Below are 653 nucleotides of genomic sequence, written 5' to 3'. Positions count from 1 at the left end.
ATGCGGCCGATCGAGCCGACGATACGCACCGCCAGCTGGGACGCCCCCATCTCCATCGAAAACACCGCCACCGGCAGGCCTTCGTTGAGCGCCACGTGTTCGGCAATGTTGATGGCCAGCGCGGTTTTGCCCATGGACGGCCGCGCCGCCAGGATGACCAGGTCACCGGCCTGGAAACCCGAGGTCATCTTGTCGAGGTCGTAAAAGCCGGTGGGCACGCCGGTGACGTCGTTCGGGTTTTCCGACATCTCGGTCACGCGGTCGAGCAGGCTCACCACCAGGGTGTCCATGCTCTGGAAACCCTGCTTCATGCGCGAACCCTGCTCGCCGATCTTGAAGATCTTCTGCTCGGCCTCGTCCAGGATCATGGCCACGGCCTTGCCCTGCGGGTTGAAGGCGTTGGTGGCGATCTCGTCGCTGGCGGCCACCAGCTTGCGCAGGATGGAGCGCTCGCGCACGATCTCGGCGTAACGCCGGATGTTGCCGGCGCTGGGCACGTACTGGGCCAGCGAGTTCAGGTAACTCAGACCGCCGATATCCTCGGCCTTGCCCAGGTTCTGCAGGTGTTCGTAAACCGTGATCACGTCGGCCGGCTTGGTCGCGTTGATCAGGGCACCGACGGCCGCGTAGATCAGCTTGTGTTCGTAGCGGTA

The 653-nt window shown here is 64.0% G+C and carries 1 protein-coding gene; it reads right to left on the bottom strand.

All coding sequences use genetic code 11. The features are described from left to right. Positions 1-653, bottom strand: a 653-nt coding sequence (locus tag B7G53_RS22290; protein WP_303621661.1) for a DnaB-like helicase C-terminal domain-containing protein, incomplete at both ends; no start/stop codon positions are given.

This window comes from Polaromonas sp. AET17H-212, from assembly GCF_002379085.1.
GTDB lineage: Bacteria > Pseudomonadota > Gammaproteobacteria > Burkholderiales > Burkholderiaceae_C > Polaromonas.
Note: the sequence above shows the minus strand (reverse complement) of the source record. Positions and strands in the feature narration are given on the sequence as shown.